Origin of the sequence: Kocuria coralli (assembly GCF_008831305.1) — a bacterium.
GTDB lineage: Bacteria > Actinomycetota > Actinomycetes > Actinomycetales > Micrococcaceae > Kocuria > Kocuria coralli.
Map to the genome: position 1 here is coordinate 1 of NZ_ML708633.1, position 19,850 is coordinate 19,850.

The window sequence follows — 19,850 nt, forward strand, 5'->3', positions numbered from 1 at the left end:
ACACCGCCGCACACCACACCACACCGTGAGCCCCCGTAACACACCATGTTACGGGGGCTCACCCATATCTGCATACAAATGCCTACGGGTCGCACGGCCTGAAGCCAGTTCATGGCCCCGTGAATGGATCATCTCTTTTGAGCATTCGCTCTGAACTGCGGTTCTCTTGGGTAGCCCGCTACCAGAACCGATGTCCCTCTCGTAGGGGCTTCCAGGGTCGGTATCGGTACTAGATACGGACAAATAGGTGCGAATATGGCAAAGCCGTGGGGTCTTCTATCTCGCTTACGTGAAGCGCGATAGAAGACCCCACGGCTTTTTGTCTTTCCGCTCAAGCGTTATGAGGCGATGGTGCTGGATTCGGGTGCTTGAAGGGTGTCCTCGCGACGACCGTAGAGCTTGTTGACCACGACGGCAATGGCGCCGTCGCCGGTGACGTTGCACGCCGTGCCGAAGGAGTCGATGGCGACGTAGGTGGCGATCATGATCGAGATCATGGTGTCGTCGAAGCCCAGCATCGATCCCAGGACTCCTACGGCAGCCATGATGGCGCCGCCTGGCACGCCGGGGGCGGCCACCATGGTGATGCCGAGCATCAGGATGAAACCGATGTACGTCATGGGGTCGATCTCGCGGCCCATGAAGATCATGACGGCCACGCTGAAGAGCACGATCTTCAAGGTGGAGCCTGCTAGATGGATGGTGGCGCACAGGGGAACGGTGAAGCCGGCCACGTCCTCGCGGACACCGTTGCGAAGGGTGCATTGCAAGGTGACGGGAATGGTGGCGGCCGAGGACGATGTTCCGAGTGCCGTGAAGTAGGCCGGCAGCATATTGCGCAGCAGTTTGAAGGGATTGCGGCCGGAGACGGCACCTGCAATGGCGTACTGCACAAGCAAGTAGAGCAGGGTGAGGGCGAACGCCACGATCACTACGCGAATGAACGTCGTGATCACGGTCCCGATCTCTCCGTTCATCGTCAGTCCCAGAAAGGCACCGAAGACATAGACCGGAAGCAGGGGCACGATCGCGGAGACCACGATCTTCATGACGATGCTGCGCAGTTCGTCCAGCCCTCGATGCAGGGTCTCGCCCTTGATGAAGGTGATCCCCACACCGATGCAGAAGGCCAGGAGAAGCGCCGTCATGATCTCCATGGGCGCCGGCATGGCGATCTCGAAATACGGCGTCAAGGACTGTTCGGAGGGATCGGTCAGGGCGGATACGTTGCGCTCACCGAGGAGAGTGGGGAACAACGCCGTGGCGGTCCCATAGGCCAGGAATCCAGCCACGACGGTGGAGAGGTAGGCAACGCCGGCTGTGATCAGGAGCCAGCGGCCTGCGCCACGGCCCAGGTCGGCGATGGCGGGGGCCACCAGGGCAAGGATCAGCACGGGGATGATGAAACCGAGGAATCCGCTGAACAGTGCGTTGAAGGTGACGAAGACGCGGGCCAGGCCCTCAGGGAAGAACAGGCCGCAGAGGACGCCGAGGATGATGCCTGCGATCACCCTGGGGAGAAGTGGTGCGAAAATGCGCTTGAGCATGGGTAGATCATCCGCGCACTGACCGCCGGACGCAAAAGTGGTGCCAGGAGTTGACCTGTGCCCATGCTCACTCGCCTCGTGAGCTCGTAGACACCTCTCCTGAGGGTCAAACCACGGTCGACGGTTTCCCGGGCTTGTAGACTGGGCCCACTGCGCCTGGCACCGGCGATGATCCAGCGCGGACGCCAAGCGTTGTGCCCATAGAGATTTAGCCGCCACGAGATCGTGGTGTGATGAGGAGTGACATGTCCGATTCCCGGTCCCAGGGCCGAAACGGCGGCGACGGCGAACGTTCCCGCGATTTCCGCAGCGGCGGCGACCGTGGTGGTTACCGGGGCGGCCGGTCGTCCGGCGGCGATCGTGGTGGTTACCGCTCGAGGAACTCCGGTCCGGGCGGGCGCCGTGAGGACGACCGCCGAGGAGGAGACCGGCGGGACGCTCAGCGCGGTGATCGCCGTGAGGACAACCGCGGAGGACGCCCCGGCGGCGCGGGTAACCGTCAGGGCGGCGAGCGCTGGCAGCCCCGCTATCAGGACCGTGACGGTTCCCAGTCGAATTCCCGCAACCGCTGGGACTCGGATCGCAGGAACGAGCGCAGGACCGAGCGATTCGGCAGGCGGGACCAGCAGGACGGCTCGCGCCGCGGGGAGGGCCGAGAGGACCGCCGGGACGAACGCTCCAGCGACAACCGGGGCAGCCGTGACGACCGTGGTCGGGATCGGCGTGATGACCGGCGCGACTTCCGCGGGGACAACCGCCGGAAGAGCTGGCGCGACGACCGCGGAGGCCAGCGGCGCGATGATCGAGGATACGGTCGTGGCGACGGCAGCGGCCATGGCGAGCGCGACGGCAGGCGGAACGATCGCACTGGTGGTGGCTCTCCTGACCGTCGTCGGCAGGGGTCGGATGGCTTCCGCCGCGATGACCGCCGCGATGACCGCCGTGATGGTGGCCGTGACGGTCGTCGGGACGAGCGGGGCCAGGGTCGCCGTGATGACCGCCGTGATGACCGCCGTGATGACCGGCGCGACTTCCGCGGGGACAACCGCCGGAAGAGCTGGCGTGATGACCGCGGCGGTCAGCGCCGTGACGGCCGGGATGCCCGCGACGGGCGCGAACGAGGCCACGGGCCTCGCGGGGATCGCCCATACGACCGCAGGGACGACCGCCGGGGGCAGGAACGATTCCAGGATGCCGAGCGCAAGCCTCGTATCCCCGCACCTGAGCTCGACGAGGACATCACCGGCGAGGAACTGGATCGCGGAACCCAGCATCAGATCCGGTCGCTGGAGCCTTCGAATGCCGAGGCGGTCTCCAAGCATCTGGTCATGGTGGGACGTTATATCTACGACGACCCCGCCTTCGCTCTGCAGCATGCCCGATACGCGGTCAGCCGGGCCGGGCGCGTGGCCGCTGTGCGGGAGGCAGCGGCCGTCGCCGCCTATGAGAACGAGGAGTTCCACGAGGCGCTCAAGGAGTTCCGGACCTACCGGCGGATGACCGGCGACGACGCCCATCTGCCCCTGATGGTGGACTGCGAACGGGCCCTCGGGAAACCGGAGAAGGCGCTCGAACTCGCTACCTCGGAGGCTGTGGAGAACCTGGAGTCCAGCGCCAAGGTGGAACTGGCCATCGTCGTCGCGGGCATCCGCCGAGACCAGGGCGACCTGGAAGGGTCGCTGAAGGCCCTGGAGATCCCGCAGCTGGACCGCAACCGCGGATTCTCCTACAGCCCGCGCCTGTTCCGGGCCTACGCCGAGGCACTGCGCGGGCTCGGTCGAGGCCGTGAGGCTGCGGCCTGGGACCGCCAGGCCGTGGTGGCCGAGGCGGCGCTGGGCATGGGTCAGTTCAGCGAGCCCGAGATCTTCGACCTCGTGGGCGAGGACGCCGAGCGGGAGGAGGGCGTGGCGATCGAGGACGCTGTGTCGGATGCAGAGACAGCCGCCGCGGACGACGCCCCCGAGCAGAACGACGGCGAGCAGAACGAGCCGGCGCAGGAAGAGACCGAACAGGACGACACCGAGCAGGAGGAAGAGCGGAACCGTGGCGAGTGAACGGCTGATCGACCAGTTCGACGCGGTCCTCTCGGATCTCGACGGCGTCGTCTATGCGGGACCCGACGCCATCCCGGGCGCCCCGGAAGCCCTGGAGGAGGTCAAGTCAGGTGGCCGCCCCGTCATCTTCGTGACCAACAATGCGTCACGGTCCGTGGACCAGGTGGCTGAGCACCTCACCGAGCTGGGTGTCGAGACCACCGGTGAGGCGGTGATCAGTTCGGCCCAGGCGGCTGCGGGAGTGCTGAAGGAGCGGCTGGCCGCCGGGACGAACGTGCTGATCACGGGCTCCCAGGCGCTGGCGCAGCTGATCGAGGAAGCCGGGCTGAACCCGGTGTGGTCCCAGGAGGAGGAGCCTCGCGCCGTGGTGCAGGGCTTCGACCCCGGCCTGGGATGGAAGGACCTCGCAGAAGCCGCGTACGTCCTGGCCGACCGCGGCGTGCTGTGGATGGCCACCAACACGGATGCCTCCATCCCGCAGCAGCGGGGTATCGCCCCGGGCAACGGCACCCTGGTGGACGCGGTCTCCGCGGCCACCCGGCGCACCCCCGAGGTCGCGGGCAAGCCGGAGGCGCCGATCTTCGTTGCGGGGGCCCAGCGGGTGGGCTCCACCGCCCCCGTGGTGATCGGCGATCGGCTCGACACCGACATTCTCGGCGGCAACCGCGCCGGGTTCGCGACCATCGCGGTGCTCACCGGCGTGGACACACCGGAGTCCATCCTGGGAGCCGTGACGGAGCAGCGGCCCCGATACATCATCAAGACCCTGGCGGGGCTCTTCGAGCCCATGCCGTCGGTGCACATCGAGATCGGCGACGACGGTTCCGACGACGGCCTGTCCGGACACTGGGTGGAGGCGACGTCGGCCGGCGTCACCGCCCGCGCCCAGGGCGAGAGCGTGGTCGTCTCCGGTGACGACGACGATCTCGACGCCTGGCGGGCCGCCTGCGCCGCCTGGTGGAAACTCCACCCCGACGTCACGGAGCCCACCCGGCCACGGGTGGTCTGGGAGCACCCGTGAGCGAGGCCGGCGCACTGGAGGAGCCCGTCGTCCCGACCGGCCACAGCGGTGCCGACCGCGCCCTGGCGGAACTGGAGGGCATCTCCTCCCAACCCGTCGCGGAGCACCCCGGCTTGTATCAGCGTGCGCACGACCGGCTCACCGATGTCTTGGAGGCACCCGTGAACGCCGTACCGGCCCACCATGGGTGAAGGCGCCCGGCTCGACAAGGAGCTGGTCGGCCGGGGACTGGCGCGGTCGCGCACTCAGGCCGCCCGGTGGATCGAGGACGGCAGGGTGACGGTGGACGGGGTCACCGTCACCAAAACCTCCGTCAAGGTGAGCCGGGATGCCGAGCTGGTCGTCGCACCGGGGGAGTCACCCGAGTACGCGAGCCGGGCGGGGCACAAGCTCGCCGGCGCGCTGGATGCCTTCCCCGAGGTGACGGTCCGGGGGCTGCGCTGCCTGGATGCCGGTGCCTCGACCGGCGGGTTCACGGACGTTCTGCTGCGCCGTGGTGCCCGTGAGGTGGTGGCTGTGGACGTGGGGCACGGCCAGCTGGTGCGATCGCTGCGGGAGGATCCCCGGGTCATCGTCCACGAGGGGCTGAACGTGCGGTACATGGCACCGGAGACCATCGGCGGCCGCGCGGCGCTCACGGTGTGCGACCTCTCGTTCATCTCCCTCAGGCTCGTGGTCGAGCCGTTGGCCGGATGCACCGAACCCGGTGGCGACCTCATCCTGATGGTCAAGCCCCAGTTCGAGGTCGGAGCCGAGAGGCTGGGGCGCACGGGCGTGGTGACCAGCGACCAGCAGCGCCGAGAGGCGGTCGACGCCGTCGCCCGGGCGGCGGAATCGGCGGGGCTGCACGAACGAGGACGCGTGCGTTCTCCCTTACCTGGCCAGGATGGAAATCACGAGTTCTTCCTCTGGCTGCGCCGCGACGGACGGGCGTGATCCTGCGACGTCGGCGGGAACACGTAGGCTTGAGCCCATGAATGTTGACGTGCCCGGTGACCATGTGACGGGCACCCGTCGTGTCCTGGTGCTGGCGCACATGGGACGAGCCGAAGCCCGCCTGGCCGCGGAGCAGACCGTGCAGCAGCTCCACGAGGCCGGTCTCCGGCCCGTCCTGACCGAGGACGACCGCCGGGCTCTGGCCGATGCCACCAACGGGCAGGCGATGCCCGCCGTGGATCTATTGCCCACCGACTGCTCCCTGCGCGAGCTCGAACTGGTCATGGTGCTCGGCGGTGACGGCTCGATCCTCCGCGCGGCCGAGCTCATCCGGGAGGTGGACGTCCCGCTGCTCGGGGTGAACCTGGGTCACGTGGGCTTCCTGGCCGAATCCGAGCGGGCGGGCCTGGCCGAGACCGTGGAGGCCGTCGTGGACGGCCGGTACACGGTGGAGAACCGGATGGCGCTGGACGTCGTCGTCTGGCAGGACGGCAAGAAGCTGCTGCACACCTGGGCGCTCAACGAGGCCTCGGTGGAGAAGGGCGACCGCGAGAAGATGCTCGAGGTGGTCACGGAGATCGACCGGCGGCCCATCTCGAGCTTCGGCTGCGACGGCGTCATCCTGGCCACCCCCACGGGCTCCACCGCCTACGCCTTCTCGGCGGGCGGCCCCGTGGTCTGGCCCGAGGTCGAGGCGCTGCTGATGGTGCCGTTGTCCGCCCACGCCCTGTTCTCCCGCCCGATGGTGGTGGCACCCACCTCCATGATGGCCGTGGAGGTCCTCACCCGGACGGATGCCCGCGGCGTGCTGTGGTGCGACGGCCGGCGCACCGTCGACCTGCCCCCGGGCTCCCGCATCGAGGTCACGCGCTCGCCGCGGGCGGTGACCTTGGCACGCATGCACATGACGCCCTTCTCGGAGCGCCTGGTGCGCAAGTTCGAGCTGCCCACCGTCGGCTGGCGCGGTCCGCGAGGCCAGGCACCCGACCCCGGCTCGCCCACCACTGCGCTGCCGATCATGCAGCCGGCCTATCCCGCTCGCCAGGTCGAGGGCCAGCGGATACCCGTGGGCCGCGAGATCGTGCAGGACCCGTACGACGACGCCGACCGTCAGGGCGGCGGCGAACCGGATGGTGGCCGGCGGTGATCGAGGAGATCCACATCCGCGATCTCGGCGTCATCCCCGATGCCGTGCTGCCCCTGGGGCCTGGCCTGAGCATCCTCTCGGGCGAGACCGGGGCCGGAAAGACCATGGTGGTCACCGCCCTGGGCATGCTGCTGGGTCGCCGCTCGGATGCCGGGTCGGTGCGCACCGGGGCGGACAGGGCGCTGGCCGAGGCCGTGGTCACCGTCCCGGCGTCGCACACGGCGGTGAAACTGGTCGAGGACGCCGGGGGAGACGTCGACTACGAGCCGGCCGCCGAGGACGGTGCGGCCGATTCCGCCACGCTGCAGCTGAGCCGCACCGTCGCCGCCGGGGGACGGTCCCGTGCGCACGTCGGTGGCCGCAGCGCCCCGGTGGCCCGGCTGGGCGAACTGGGGGAGACCCTGGTGGCCGTGCACGGTCAGTCCGATCAGCTGCGGCTGACCTCGGCCACCGCCCAGCGTCACGCCCTGGACACCTACGCCGCCATGCACGCCTCGGGGGACTTCCCCCAGCTGCTGGCCGCCTACCGGGAGACCCTGAGCGAGTACGAGTCGGTCAGCACCGAGCTGCGGGAGATCCGCGAGAAGGTCCGCGAGCGGGCGCTGGAGGCGCAGAGCCTGCAGATGGCCCTGGAGGAGATCGACGGCGTGGCCCCGCAGCCGGGGGAGGACGCCGAACTCGACGCGGAGTCCCAGAAGCTCACCCACCTCGAAGCACTGCGGACGGCCGCCACCACCGCCCATGCCGCCCTGAACGGCGACGACCTCGACCCGGACTCGCCGGCCGCCGTCGTGCTGATCGCCACGGCGCAGAACGCCCTGGACCAGGAATCCGAGGCCGATCCCGACCTGGAGGAGCTGGCCGCCCGGGTCCGCGAGCTGTCGGTGCTGGTCAACGACGTCGCCGCCGACCTCTCGGGCTACGCCTCCGGCCTGGACGAGGACGGACCCGCCCGGCTGGCGGAGGTCGAGTCCCGCCGTGCCGCACTGCGCTCGCTGACCCGCACCTACGGGGCCGACATCGCGGAGGTCCTGGAGTTCGCCGAGACGGCGCGTACCCGCCTGGAGGGCCTGGTCGAGGACCCGCAGCGGGAGGAGCACCTTGCGGAGCAGCAGACCGAGCTGCGTCAGCAGCTGGAGACCCACGCCGCCGCCCTGACCGACCGGCGCCAGGCCGCCGCGGAGGCGCTGTGCGCCGCCGTCGGGGGAGAGCTGGCCGCCCTGGCCATGCCGAACGCGGCCCTGGTGGTCGAGGTGACGCCGTCGGAGTCCTTCGACCGCAACGGCAGTGACCGCGTCGAGTTCCTGCTGCGCTCCCACGCCGAGGCCGCCCCGCGCCCGCTGGGCAAGGGTGCCTCCGGCGGCGAGCTCTCCCGTCTGATGCTCGCCCTGGAAGTGGTCCTGGCTGCTGTGGACCCCGTCCCGACCTTCGTCTTCGACGAGGTGGACTCGGGCGTCGGGGGCAAGGCCGCGGTGGAGATCGGGCGCCGTCTGAAGATGCTCGCCCAGCACGTCCAGGTCCTGGTGGTCACCCACCTGCCCCAGGTGGCCGCCTTCGCCGATCAGCACATCCTGGTCTCCAAGAGCCAGGACTCGGTCGTGTCCGAGGTCCGCGTGCTCACGGACGAGGAACGCGTGGTCGAACTGGCGCGTATGCTCGCCGGCCATGAAGACTCCCGGGCGGCCCGGGAACACGCCCGGGAACTGCTCCGCGACGCAGTGCTACCGGCGTCACAAAGCTCCTGACAGATTTTCCCTCATATCCGAACCCCGCCAGTGATAGGCTCGAATTCCGTGGTGAACGCTAACGATGCCGCCTCGACGGCAGGCCAGACGCAGACCGAGACCTCAGCCCCCGCGAAGGTCACCCGACAGATCTTCGTCACGGGAGGTGTCGCTTCCTCCCTGGGCAAGGGACTGACGGCATCCTCTCTGGGCATGATCCTGAAGGCACGGGGCCTGAAGGTCACCATGCAGAAGCTCGATCCCTATCTCAACGTGGATCCGGGCACCATGAACCCCTTCCAGCACGGTGAGGTCTTCGTCACCGACGATGGCGCGGAGACCGATCTGGACATCGGTCACTACGAGCGCTTCCTGGACGAGGACCTGGACGCCTCCTCGAACGTGACGACCGGCCAGGTGTATTCGAGCGTGATCGCCAAGGAGCGCCGCGGCGAGTACCTGGGCCAGACCGTGCAGGTCATTCCGCACATCACGGACGAGCTCAAGGCCCGGATGCGCTGGCACGCAGACCACCCGCCCGAAGGCGAGGAGGGGCCGGACGTCATCATCACGGAGATCGGCGGCACGGTCGGCGACATCGAGTCCCAGCCGTTCATCGAGGCCGCCCGCCAGGTCCGCCGGGACATCGGGCGCAAGAACGTGTTCTACCTGCACGTCTCCCTGATCCCGTTCATCGGCCCCTCGGGCGAACTCAAGACCAAGCCGACCCAGCACTCCGTGGCGGCGCTGCGCAACCTCGGCATCCAGCCGGACGCCCTGGTGCTGCGCTGCGACCGCGACGTGCCCGACGGCATGCGCCGGAAGGTGGGCGATGCGTGCGACGTCGACGTCGACGCGGTGATCTCCTGCCCCGACGCCCCCTCGATCTACGACATCCCCAAGACCCTGCACTCGCAGAGCCTGGACTCCTACATCCTGGACTGGTTCGGCGTGGGGTACGGCGAGGCCGACTTCCAGCAGTGGAACCGCCTGCTCTCGGCGGTGCACGAACCCGCCCACCACGTGACCGTGGGCCTGGTGGGCAAGTACATCGACCTGCCCGACGCGTACCTGTCGGTCTCCGAGGCGCTGCGCGCCGGAGGCTTCGCCAACAACGCCCGCGTGAAGCTCAAGTGGGTGGCCTCGGACCTCTGCGAGACCCCCGAAGGCGCGGCCCGGGAACTGGGCGACGTGGACGCGATCTGCGTGCCCGGCGGCTTCGGCATCCGCGGTCTCGAGGGCAAGCTCGGGGCGCTCACCTTCGCCCGTACCACCGGCCTGCCGACCCTGGGCCTGTGCCTGGGCCTGCAGTGCATGGTCATGGAGTACGCGCGCAACCAGGCGGGCCTGCCCGAGGCCTCCTCGACCGAGTTCGACCCGGACACCTCCACCCCGGTGATCGCCACCATGGAGGAGCAGAAGGCCTTCGTGGAAGGCGCCGGGGATCTGGGCGGCACCATGCGCCTGGGCCTGTACCCGGCGCGGCTCAAGGAGGGCTCCGTCGTCGCGGGCGCCTACGGCATGAACGACGTCGAGGAGCGCCACCGCCACCGCTACGAGGTCAACAACGCCTACCGGCAGCAGCTGGAGGAGGCGGGCCTGGTCTTCGGCGGCACCTCCCCGGACGGCACGCTGGTGGAGTTCGTGGAGCTGTCCGCCGAGGTGCACCCGTACTACGTCTCCACGCAGGCCCACCCGGAACTGCTCTCGCGCCCCACCCGGTCGCATCCGCTGTTCGACGGGCTGGTCAAGGCCGCTCTCAAGCGCCAGGCGGCCCGCACCGAGGAACCCGCGCAGGACTGATCCCGGTGCCCGCCGGGTGCCGAATCCGGCGGGCGGCCGCCCTGGAAGGACTGAACATGGAATTCGCCGATCTGGACCCCGCACAGCTGGCCGACACTGTCGATCCGCGCCACGTGCTCAGCTCCGAGACGGTCTACGAGGGGCGGATCTGGGACGTCCGGTCCGAGCGCTTCGAACTGAGCGAGGGCGGTCCTCGGATGACCCGGGACTTTATCACCCACCCGGGTGCCGTGACGGTGGTGGCCCTGGACGACCAGGACCGGATCCACCTGATCCGCCAGTACCGGCACCCGGTGCGGATGACCCAGTGGGAGATCCCCGCCGGCATCCTGGACGTCGAGGGCGAACGTCCCGAGGTCACGGCCCGGCGCGAGCTGGCGGAGGAGGCCGACCTGGAGGCCGAGGACCTGCGGGTCCTGGCCGACTTCCACAACAGCCCGGGCTCGTCGGCCGAGACCATCCGGGTGTTCCTGGCCCGCGGGCTGCGGGAGGTACCCGAGGACCAGCGCCACGAGCGCTCGGACGAGGAGTCCGAGATCGTCGGCGCCAGGGTGCCGCTGGATGACGTGGTGGCCGCCATCCTGGCCGGCCGGGTAACCTGCCCGAACCTTGTGGTCGGCGCCCTGGCCGCCTACGCCGCCCGGGCGGCGGGCTGGTCGACGCTGCGCGACCCCTCCGTGGCCTGGCCGGCGCATCCGGAACTGCGTTCCAACGGCGGGGTGACGGCGCGCTCCATCGTTCCGCCGGACCAGCGCTGACCCCTCCGCAGATGCCTGCGCCCGCGACGCCGACACCGCTCGAGCGGGGGGTCGATCGTTACCTCCAGCACCTGGTCGTCGAGCGCGGCGCGGCCGGCAACACCCTCGCCGCCTACCGGCGGGACCTCTCCCGGTACGCGCAGTTCGTGCAGGAGACAGCGGATCCGCCGCGGGCCGTCGTCGTCGACGATCCGGCGTCGATCACCCCGGCCCATGTCTCGGCTTTCGTACGTTATCTGCAGCGCCCCGCCGAAGGCGATGCCGGCGACGCTGCGGGGGCCGGGCTGAGCGCTCGCAGCGCCGCGCGTGCGGTGGTCGCGGTCCGGGGTGCTCACCGGTTCTGGGCGCTGGAGGGACTGACGACGACGGATCCCGCGGCGGAGGTCTCCCCTCCGACTCCGGGCATGCGGCTGCCCAAGGCCATCCCGGTGGAGGCCGTGACCCGTTTACTGGAGGCGCCCGATCCGTCCACGCCGGCGGGCCTGCGCGACCGCGCGCTGCTGGAGACCATGTACTCCACAGGTGCGCGCGTCTCGGAGGCCATCGGACTGGACGTGGACGACCTCTCGGCCGTCGTCCGGGGCGCCGAGAGTACGGACGCCGAACCGGGTGCCCTACCGTTCATCCGGCTCTTCGGCAAAGGATCCAAACAGCGAATGGTGCCCCTGGGCGGGCCGGCGGTGACCGCCCTGAACGCGTGGCTGGTGCGCGGGCGGCCCGCGCTCTCCGCCAAGGGGAAGGCGTCCGCGGCGGTCTTCCTCAATGCCCGGGGCGGGCGGATCAGCCGGCAGACGGCCTGGAACACCATCAAAGCAGCGGCCGAGCGGTCGGGGCTGACCGAGGAGGGCGTGGAGATCACCCCGCACACCCTGCGGCACTCGTTCGCTACGCACCTGCTGGAAGGGGGAGCCGACCTGCGGGTGGTCCAGGAGCTGCTGGGCCACGCCTCCGTGACGACCACCCAGGTCTACACGCTGGTCACCGCCGACTCCCTGCGCGAGGTCTGGGCCACCGCCCACCCGAGAGCCCGCTGATCGGGCTCTGGCTCATCGCTGACGTGCAAATGACCGTCAGTGCGAGCGTTTTGCGGTCATTTGCACGTCAGCGATGAGTCAGGCCGCCTGAAAGGGCGTGACCGAGGGGCAGCCGCGCCTGTGGATAACCTCCCTGCATCTCCCGTGCGCCTTAGATTCGCCCTGTGAAGCTACCGCGTGCCCGACCTCGCTGCCCGCGCCCGGCAGTCGCCCGGACCTCCGACTGGGGTCGGCGGCCGCGGGATCTGGCCGCCGATCCGCGCATGCTGCGCCTTGCTCACGGTCACTGGGCCCGCTGGCCGGACGGCATCCAGCCCTTCGAACTCGGACACTGGGAGAAGGCCGCGCTCCTGCAGCGCAGTCTGGGCCCGAACATCGCGGTATCCCATCTCAGCGCGGGCAAGCTGTGGGGACTGCCCCTGTCCACTGGCATGACCTGGGTCCACGGCCTGCTCGGTGAGCCGCCGGCCACCCCGCGGCATGACCTCCGCCCGCACCTTGCCTTCGCCTCCGGACGCCGCAACCAGGATGCGGGCGGGTATGTGCTGCACCGAGGGCTGGGGCTGGAACCCGTGCAAGGCCTGTGGGGATGCGACGTCACCTCCGCGCTGGAGACCTTGCTCGCGCTGCAACCGGTCCTGCCCGGCTGGCGCGGGGTGACGGTGGTGGATTTCCTCCTGGCCCACGGCCTCTCCATGGGACGGCGGGAACCACTGACCACGGCGCGGTTCGGCGAGTTGCTGGAGCAGGTGCCGGCTGGCACACCCGGGCTGCGGTCCGTAAAACGGGCTCTGACCCGCGCCTCGGAGCGGATGTGGTCTCCCATGGAAACGGTTCTCCGTCTGTTAGTCGAGGACGCCGGATTCCCCCGGCCCCTGGGCAACGTCGAGGTCATGCTTCCGGACCGAAGCGCCGCCTACATCGACCTGGCCTGGCCGGAGCAGATGGTCGGCCTCGAGTACAACGGGTCGGTGCACTACCAGAACGCCCAGGCCTACGACGAGGAGATGCATCGCCTGAACCAGCTGGAGGAATGCGGCTGGGCGGTCCGCACCGTCGTCGTCAACGATCTGAAGTTGCCGACGCGGCTGAGCAGCATGTTCGCGTGGCTGGATCTGCATCTGAAACGCCGCTGACGTGCTTGTGGCCATGGATCGCGGAGATCCATGGCCACAAGCACGTAAGCGCCGCATGAGGAGGCGCGGCTCAGGCCACGTGGCGCTCGTCCGGGCCGTTGTAGTCCGAGAGCGGGCGGATCAGCGAGTTGGAGGCCCTCTGCTCGATGATGTGCGCCGCCCACCCGGTGATGCGGGCGCAGACGAACAGCGGCGTGAACGTGGGGATGTCGAAGCCCATGAGCCAGTAGGTCGGCCCGGCCGGGTAGTCCAGGTTGGGCTTGATGGACTTGGCCTCGTCCATGGACTTGGCCAGCCCGTTGTATAGGCCCAGCAGCTCGGGACGGTCGTAGTGCTCGATCATGCGGAACAGGGCGTCCTGCATGGTGGGCACCCGGGAGTCGCCGTGCTTGTACACGCGGTGCCCGAAGCCCATGACCTTCTTCTTCTGCGCCAGAGCGTCGTCCATCCAGGCCTTGGCGCGGCCCTCCGCCTCCTCGGCGGACTCGTCCGTGCGGATGCCCAGCTCCTCGAACGTGTGCATGACGGCCTCGTTGGCGCCGCCGTGGAGCGGGCCCTTCAGGGCGCCGATCGCGGCGGTCACCGCGGAATGCAGGTCCGCCAGGGTAGAGGTCACCACCCGGGCGGTGAAGGTCGAGGCGTTGAAGGAGTGCTCGGCGTAGAGGATCATCGAGACGTTGAAGGCCTCGACCACCTCGGGTGCCGCTTCCTCGCCGAAGGCCATCCACAGGAAGTTCTGCGAGTAGTTCAGGTCCTCGCGCGGCTCGATCGGCTCCTGGCCATGACGACGACGCTGGTCGTAGCACACCACCGCCGGCATGGCCGCGAGCAGGGCCTTGGCCTTCTCCAACTCGGCCTCGGGCGAGGAGTCCTCGGCCTTGGGGTGCTGCGCCCCCAGCACGGAGGCGGCGGTGCGGCACACGTCCATGGGATGGCAGTCGGTGGGCAGGGCGTCGATGATCGCCTTCAGCTCGGGCGTCAGCGCCCGGTTGGCCCGCTCGAGCGCCGTGAACTCCTCGAGCTCCTCGTCGGAGGGCAGCTCGCCATTCCACAGGAGGAGGGCCACCTGCTCGAAGGAGCAATTGGCCGCCAGCTCCTGCACGGGATATCCGCGGTAGAGCAGGGAGTTGGAGTCCGGGTTGACCTTGGAGACCGCGGTGACGTCCGCGACGACGCCGGCCAGGCCCTTCTTGATCTCAGTGTTCTCGCTCATGATCGTCCTCCGGGGACCTCGAAGTTGAAGACGTCGCTGTCGAACGCGCTGTAGCCGTCGTAGTCGACCGTCTCGTATAGCCGGGACCGCGTCTGCATGTTCTCGACCTCCGCCTGCTGGGTGCCATCGGCCTTGATGGTCTCCAGCAGGCGTTCGATCGCCCCCATGGCTGCCCGCTGCAGTGAAACCGGATAGATCACCATTGATACCCCCGCGGAGTGCAGCTGATCAACGGTGAACAGCTCGGACTTGCCGAACTCGGTCATATTGGCCAGCACCGGAACGGGCACCGCAGCGGCCACGGCCTCGAACTCGGACAGGTCCTTGAGGGCCTCCGGGAAGATGGCGTCCGCACCGGCCTCGACGAGCGCCTGGGCGCGCTCGATGGCGACCTCGAGGGGCTCCACGGCGCGGATGTCGGTCCGCGCCATGATCACGAAGTTCGGGTCCCTGCGGGCCTGCGCCGCGGCCTGGATCCGCTTGACGGCGGTCTCCAGATCGACGACGGACTTGCCGTCCAGGTGGCCGCACCGCTTGGGGTTGAACTGGTCCTCGATGTGACAGCCGGAGACCCCGGCGTTCTCCAGTTCCTGGATGGTGCGGGCCACGTTCATGGGCTCGCCGAATCCGGTGTCGGCGTCGATGAGCGTGGGCAGATCGGTCGAGCGCGCGATCTGCGCCCCGCGCTGGGCCACCTCGGTCAGGGTGGTCAGCCCGATGTCGGGCAGCCCCAGCTCGTTGGCCAGCACTCCGCCGGAGATGTAGACGCCGTCGAAACCCTTGTCCTGGATCACCTTGGTGGCCAGCGGCGTGAAGGTCCCGGGGAACTGCAGGCAGCGATCCTCGGCGAGCAGCTCGCGGAAGCGGATCCGCTTGGCCTCAGCGGTGACGTGCGAGTACAGCATCAGAAGATCCCCTTCGAACCGGTCTCCAGCTCGACCGCGGCGGTCACATTGAGGGCGTCCAGATCACCGGCGCCCAGCTCGGGCAGGTTCTCGGCGGCCTGGATGAACCGCTCCAGCTCGGCCTCGGCCACCAGGCCGTCGGCCAGGGCGCGCAGCTTGCCCAGGTACTGCTCGCGGGCGAACGGGCGGGCGCCCAGCGGGTGGGCGTCGGCGACGGCGATCTCGTCCACGATCGTGGAGCCGTCCTTGAGCGTGATCTCCGCGCGGCCGCCGAAGGCCTTCTCCGAGATGTCCAGGGAGTGGTAGCGGCGCGTCCACTCCGGGTCCTCCTCGGTGGTGATCTTGTGCCACAGCTCGACGGTGTCGGGCCGGCCGGCGCGCTCCGGCGCGTAGGAGTCGACGTGGTGCCAGGAGCCGTCCTGCAGCGCCACCGTGAAGATGTAGGGGATCGAATGGTCCAGGGTCTCCCGGGTGGCGCGCGGATCGTACTTCTGGGGGTCGTTGGCCCCGGAGCCGATCACGTAGTGCGTGTGGTGGGAGGTGTGCAGCACGATCCGCTCCACAGCGGCGGGATCGGCGATCTCCGGGTGCTCGGCGTGCAGCTTGCGCGCCAGGTCGATCCAGGCCTGGGCCTGGTACTCCGCGGAGTGCTCCTTGGTGTAGGAGTCCAGGATCGCCCGTTTGGCCTCGCCCGGGGCGGGCAGCGGAACCTCGTAGGCGGCGTCCTTGCCGTCCAGGAGCCAGGCGATCACGCCGTCCTCGCCCTCCCAGATCGGGGTGGGGGAGGTCTGGCCGCGCATGGCGCGGTCCACGGCCTCCACGGCCATCTTCCCGGCGAACGCGGGGGCATGGGCCTTCCAGGTGGAGATCTCGCCCTTGCGCGACTGGCGGGTGGCGGTGGTGGTGTGCAGGGCCTGGCCGATCGCGTGGAAGATCGTGAGGGTGTCCAGGCCGAGCAGGGTGCCGATACCGGCGGCTGCGGACGGGCCGAGGTGGGCCACGTGGTCGATCTTGTGCTGGTGCAGGCAGATCGCCTTGACCAGGTCCACCTGGATCTCGTACCCGGTGGCCAGACCGCGGACCAGGTCACGGCCATTGGCCCCCGTGTGCTGGGCGACGGCGAGGATCGGCGGGATGTTGTCGCCGGGGTGGGAGTACTCGGCGGCCAGGAAGGTGTCGTGGTAGTCCAGCTCGCGCACGGCCACGCCGTTGGCCCATGCGGCCCACTCGGGGGAGACCTTGGTCTGCGCGGCGTCGACGCCGAACACGCCCGAGCCGGTGCCTCCGGGGCCCGGCCGGTGCGCGAGGGCCTGGTCGCGTGCGGAGACGATGGGCCCGCGGTTGAGGGAGGCGATGGCCACGGAGGCGTTGTCCAGCACGCGGTTGATCACCATGTCGGTGACCTCCTGGGTGACCTCGACCGGGTCGGCGGCCACCTCGGCGACCTTCCACGCGAGCTGATCCTCCTGGGCCAGGTTGTCTGAGGACGGGTGGACCCGCACGGAGTGGTTGACGGTCATGGAGTTTCCTCTCGTGTTGCGGTGCTTCCCGCCGCTGTGGCGGGAGCTTTGGCCAGGGCCGAGTTCAGGGCGTTGTTGAGGTGCAGCCGGACGGCGGCCTCCGCCAGCTGCGCCGAGCCGGTGGAGACGGCCCGTGCGATCTGGGCGTGCTCGCGCGCTGCGGCGGCCAGGCGGGAAGGGTCCTGGGCGGCCAGGCGCCGCACCCTGGCCAGCTGCATCCGGACGGTGGACGAGGCGGCGTCGAGCCAGGGGTTGGCGGCTGCGGCGTCGATGGCCCGGTCCATCTGCTCGACCAGCTCGTAGTAGGCGGCCGGAGGGTCGTCCTGCGAGGAGTGCCGAGGGGAGTCGAAGCGCCCCGCCACGTCCTCGAGACGGTCGGCGAGCGCTGCGAACTCGGCCGGGTCGCCGCGCAGCGCGGCCAGGCGGGCGGCCTGGATGTCCAGGGCCTCGCGCACCTCGAACAGCGGGGTGATGTCATCGGTCGTCACATCGGAGACGACGACGCCGCGGCCGCCCTGCTGCTCGGCCAGCCCTTCGGCGGCGAGGCGGCCGATGGCCTCGCGGACGGGCGTCCGGGAGATCCCGAAGCGCTGCGACTGCTCCACCTCGGCCAGGACCCGCCCGGGAGGAAGGTCGCCGTCGAGGATCTCCGCCCGCAGCTGGTTGTAGACGCGCTGGCTGGCTCTCATCGGGATCCTCCTCTCCTCCTTGAGTGACGTACGTCCAATGTATACATAATTGCCACATAAAGCACGAAGGCTCACAAAACCCCCGGAAAATCCGCGACAACTGTATACACAGGGGTAGCGGTACGTGATGGGTGTCACTACCCTGGCGATGAGTGCACCGGGCTGCGGAGCCCGCCATCGCAGTGAGAGGACCCCGCCATGAGCAACCAGAACGCAGAGCCCGGCCACGAGGCGGGCAGCCGCGACGCAAGCCAGGACGAGAGCCGGGGCGTGGACGGCGCGGACGATCGAGGCCTGCCGGGCGATGGAACCTACGCGGCGGAGTTCACCCGCAGCGTCGAGGACCCCGAGGGATTCTGGCTCGAGGCCGCCGAACGCCTGGACTGGGAGAGCGCCCCCACGCGGGCGCTGGACGATTCCCGGGCTCCGATTTACCGATGGTTCCCCGACGGCGTCCTGAACACGTGCCACAACGCGGTCGACCGTCACGTGGCGGCCGGCCACGGCGACCGCGCGGCGATCGTCTACGACTCCGCCGTGCTCGGACTGCGGGAGACGATCACCTACGCCCAGCTGCAGGAGCGGGTGGCCGCCTTCGCCGGCGCGCTCGCAGCGGCCGGCGTCGGCAAGGGCGACCGGGTGCTGATCTACCTGCCCATGATCCCCGAGGCCGCGGTCGCCATGCTGGCCACGGCCCGCCTGGGTGCGGTGCATTCGGTGGTCTTCGGCGGGTTCGCCCCCAAGGAACTCGCGGTGCGCATCGACGACTGCCAGCCGGCCGTCGTCGTGACCGCCTCCGGGGGTGTGGAGCCCAAGCGCCGGATCGAGTACCTGCCCGCCGTCGAGGAGGCCATCTCGGTGGCCGAGCGCACCCCGGCCACCGTGCTGGTGCACGAGCGGGAGGGGTTCGAGCACTCCGTCGAGCAGATGCGCGCCCCGGCCGACGAGCAGGGCTCCGGGGTGGCCTGGGTCTCCTGGTCCGAGGCCGTGGCGCAGGCCGAGCCGGCCGGCTGCGTGCCCGTGGCCGCCACGGACCCGCTCTACGTCCTCTACACCTCCGGGACCACCGGCACGCCCAAGGGCGTGGTGCGCGACAACGGCGGGCATGCCACCGCCCTGGCCTGGTCGATGCAGAACATTTACGACATCGCCCCTGGCGAGGTCATGTGCACGGCCTCCGATGTCGGCTGGGTGGTGGGGCACTCCTATATCGTCTACGCCCCGCTCATCGCCGGTGCCACGACCGTCCTCTACGAGGGCAAGCCGGTGGGCACCCCCGACGCCGGGGCGTTCTGGAGGCTGATCCAGGACCACCGGGTCAACTCGTTCTTCACCGCTCCCACCGCGCTGCGCGCCATCCGCCGGCAGGATCCCGAGGGAGAGCTGGTCGGCGATTACGACATCTCCAGCCTGCGGGCTCTCTACGTGGCCGGAGAGCGCCTGGATCCGGAGACCTGGGCCTGGGCGGGCCGGGCCCTGGGAGTGCCGGTCGTCGACCACTGGTGGCAGACCGAGACCGGGTGGGCGATCTGCGGCAACCCGATGGGCCTGGAGGCACTCGAGCTGAAGTCCGGTTCTCCCACGGTGCCGATCCCCGGCTATCAGGTGGAGATCCTGGACCCGCTGGGCGAACCCGTGGAACGGGGTGCGGAGGGCAATATCGCGATCCGGCTGCCCCTGCCCCCCGGAACCCTGGCCACCCTGTGGGGTAACGACCAGCGCTTCATCGACTCCTACCTCACGGTCTTCGAGGGCTACTACGCCACCGGGGACTCGGGCCTGATGGACCAGGACGGCTACGTCTACGTCATGGGCCGCACCGACGACGTCATCAACGTCTCCGGCCACCGTCTGTCCACGGGCGCCATGGAGCAGGTGCTCTCGTCGCATCCGGCGGTGGCAGAGTGCGCGGTGATCGGGGTGGCCGACGAGCTCAAGGGTCAGCGGCCCTCCGGGTACGTGGTGCTCAAGCAGGGAGTGGACATCGACGCCGAGCAGCTGAGCCAGGAACTGGTGGCCATGGTCCGCCAGCAGATCGGCGCCGTGGCGGACCTCAAGGACATCGCCGCCGTGGAGGCCCTGCCCAAGACGCGGTCGGGCAAGATCCTGCGCAAGACCATGCGCCAGATCGCCGACGGCGTGGAGGCCCCGGTTCCCTCGACCATCGAGGACCCCGCGGTCCTGGAGGCGCTGTCCGGCGTGCTGCGTCCATCGCGCTGAGAAGGGGCTCCGGGCGATCTCTCCCCGGCCGGGTTCTGCGCGAGACCGTCCCCGGCGGTAGTCTGGGCCGGAACGTGTGCGCTGACCGCGGCCTGCTTCCAGGACCGTCGCCGGTCGAACCGCTCAGGCAGCGCAGCGCCGTG

At 69.6% G+C, this 19,850-nt stretch carries 16 protein-coding genes; 11 read left to right on the plus strand and 5 right to left on the minus strand.

The annotated features are described in order from the left end of the window. Window positions 1–338: 338 nt before the first annotated feature. Window positions 339–1,547 (minus strand): dicarboxylate/amino acid:cation symporter, encoded by a 1,209-nt coding sequence (locus tag FCK90_RS14230; RefSeq protein ID WP_158034973.1) that lies wholly within the window; start codon window positions 1,545–1,547, stop codon window positions 339–341. 245 nt (window positions 1,548–1,792) lie between these two features. Between FCK90_RS14230 and FCK90_RS15805 the strand changes: the two genes are divergently transcribed. The 10 genes from FCK90_RS15805 (at window position 1,793) to FCK90_RS14275 (ending at window position 13,160) form a co-directional block, all read left to right on the plus strand. Further along, window positions 1,793–3,601 carry a hypothetical protein gene (locus FCK90_RS15805; protein ID WP_246180435.1) on the plus strand — a complete coding sequence of 603 codons (1,809 nt, stop codon included), beginning with the start codon at window positions 1,793–1,795 and terminating at the stop codon, window positions 3,599–3,601. Then, complete coding sequence (locus tag FCK90_RS14235) at window positions 3,591–4,622, plus strand: HAD-IIA family hydrolase (protein WP_246180443.1); 1,032 nt, start codon at window positions 3,591–3,593, stop codon at window positions 4,620–4,622. The genes FCK90_RS15805 and FCK90_RS14235 overlap by 11 nt, the downstream gene beginning before the upstream one ends. Continuing rightward, on the plus strand, window positions 4,619–4,813 hold the full coding sequence (locus FCK90_RS14240; RefSeq protein WP_158034975.1) for a hypothetical protein: 195 nt from the start codon (window positions 4,619–4,621) through the stop codon (window positions 4,811–4,813). The genes FCK90_RS14235 and FCK90_RS14240 overlap by 4 nt, the downstream gene beginning before the upstream one ends. After that, window positions 4,806–5,558, plus strand: coding sequence for a TlyA family RNA methyltransferase (locus FCK90_RS14245; protein ID WP_158034976.1), 753 nt, complete (start codon window positions 4,806–4,808; stop codon window positions 5,556–5,558). Before FCK90_RS14240 ends, FCK90_RS14245 begins: the two co-directional genes overlap by 8 nt. A 37-nt stretch (window positions 5,559–5,595) precedes the next feature. Beyond that, the gene (locus tag FCK90_RS14250; RefSeq protein ID WP_158034977.1) at window positions 5,596–6,705 is read left to right on the plus strand and encodes an NAD kinase; all 1,110 of its coding nucleotides are present in this window, start codon (window positions 5,596–5,598) and stop codon (window positions 6,703–6,705) included. Then, window positions 6,702–8,450: a DNA repair protein RecN gene (recN, locus tag FCK90_RS14255; protein WP_158034978.1), complete on the plus strand. Its 1,749-nt coding sequence runs from the start codon at window positions 6,702–6,704 to the stop codon at window positions 8,448–8,450. Before FCK90_RS14250 ends, recN begins: the two co-directional genes overlap by 4 nt. Window positions 8,451–8,480: 30 nt before the next feature. After that, on the plus strand, window positions 8,481–10,232 hold the full coding sequence (pyrG, locus tag FCK90_RS14260) for a CTP synthase (RefSeq protein ID WP_181954333.1): 1,752 nt from the start codon (window positions 8,481–8,483) through the stop codon (window positions 10,230–10,232). Window positions 10,233–10,288: 56 nt separating this feature from the next. Next, complete coding sequence (locus FCK90_RS14265; RefSeq protein ID WP_158034980.1) at window positions 10,289–10,990, plus strand: NUDIX domain-containing protein; 702 nt, start codon at window positions 10,289–10,291, stop codon at window positions 10,988–10,990. An 11-nt stretch (window positions 10,991–11,001) separates the two neighbouring features. After that, window positions 11,002–12,024 (plus strand): site-specific tyrosine recombinase XerD, encoded by a 1,023-nt coding sequence (locus tag FCK90_RS14270; RefSeq protein ID WP_158034981.1) that lies wholly within the window; start codon window positions 11,002–11,004, stop codon window positions 12,022–12,024. A gap of 263 nt (window positions 12,025–12,287) precedes the next feature. Next, window positions 12,288–13,160, plus strand: coding sequence for a hypothetical protein (locus FCK90_RS14275; RefSeq protein WP_158034982.1), 873 nt, complete (start codon window positions 12,288–12,290; stop codon window positions 13,158–13,160). Between the two features lie 70 nt (window positions 13,161–13,230). Here FCK90_RS14275 and FCK90_RS14280 read toward each other — a convergent pair whose 3' ends face one another. Genes FCK90_RS14280 through FCK90_RS14295 form a run of 4 tightly spaced genes read right to left on the minus strand, consistent with a single transcriptional unit; the run spans window position 13,231 to window position 17,487 of the window. Then, entirely contained in the window at window positions 13,231–14,373 is a 1,143-nt protein-coding gene (locus tag FCK90_RS14280; RefSeq protein ID WP_158034983.1) for a bifunctional 2-methylcitrate synthase/citrate synthase, read from the minus strand. Continuing rightward, on the minus strand, window positions 14,370–15,278 hold the full coding sequence (gene prpB / locus FCK90_RS14285) for a methylisocitrate lyase (RefSeq protein ID WP_158034984.1): 909 nt from the start codon (window positions 15,276–15,278) through the stop codon (window positions 14,370–14,372). Before prpB ends, FCK90_RS14280 begins: the two co-directional genes overlap by 4 nt. Then, complete coding sequence (locus FCK90_RS14290) at window positions 15,278–16,798, minus strand: MmgE/PrpD family protein (protein ID WP_158034985.1); 1,521 nt, start codon at window positions 16,796–16,798, stop codon at window positions 15,278–15,280. The genes prpB and FCK90_RS14290 overlap by 1 nt, the downstream gene beginning before the upstream one ends. Further along, on the minus strand, window positions 16,795–17,487 hold the full coding sequence (locus FCK90_RS14295) for a GntR family transcriptional regulator (protein ID WP_158034986.1): 693 nt from the start codon (window positions 17,485–17,487) through the stop codon (window positions 16,795–16,797). Before FCK90_RS14295 ends, FCK90_RS14290 begins: the two co-directional genes overlap by 4 nt. Before the next feature lie 198 nt (window positions 17,488–17,685). Here FCK90_RS14295 and FCK90_RS14300 point away from each other — a divergent pair, with 198 nt between their 5' ends. Next, the gene (locus tag FCK90_RS14300; RefSeq protein ID WP_158034987.1) at window positions 17,686–19,707 is read left to right on the plus strand and encodes an AMP-binding protein; all 2,022 of its coding nucleotides are present in this window, start codon (window positions 17,686–17,688) and stop codon (window positions 19,705–19,707) included. Window positions 19,708–19,850 lie beyond the last annotated feature (143 nt).